Source organism: Streptomyces sp. P9(2023) (assembly GCF_032436795.1).
In the GTDB taxonomy this organism is placed as follows: domain Bacteria; phylum Actinomycetota; class Actinomycetes; order Streptomycetales; family Streptomycetaceae; genus Streptomyces.
Genome location: NZ_JAUPWM010000145.1, coordinates 1 through 491, shown reverse-complemented (window position 1 = coordinate 491; position 491 = coordinate 1). Strand labels below are relative to the sequence as shown.

The window sequence follows — 491 nt, the reverse complement described above, 5'->3', positions numbered from 1 at the left end:
AAACCAGAAGGTAACTAATAGATAAATATAACATCACCAACCCAAATTCAAAAAAACTTGTCCTGAAAATATTTTGTATGTTAGATATATAAACAACATTCATTATAAAGAAGGGCATTATAAAAATAGTATAGCCATTGTAGTAAACTATTGAAGTTAAGAATAAAAAAATAATGGAAAATATAAAACCATCTCCGAAATAAAATAAAGACTCCGAAACAATGTTACCAGCCAATCCCCAAGAAAGACCACTATAATCAGAGATCAAAGCTCTATAACTAACTTCACCATCTAGTACATAGGCACTTAATTTACCGGGAAAGACTGAAAGAATGTACTGTAATGCTGGTACATACCAGTCACCATGAAAATCATAAAATAGGACATAATCCACCGTTAATCTTGTAAAAATAAACTCACCAAAAATCGTGAATAATGTAGTTATACCAGACGATGATGATAGCCTATCCAAAACAAATAATGTTGATAAA

At 30.1% G+C, this 491-nt stretch carries 1 protein-coding gene; it reads right to left on the bottom strand.

Annotated elements, in window-relative coordinates:
* The coding region (locus tag Q5762_RS37085) for a hypothetical protein (RefSeq protein WP_315896714.1) at positions 1 to 394 on the bottom strand (394 nt) is incomplete at its 3' end.
* Between the last annotated feature and the right edge of the window lie 97 nt (positions 395 to 491).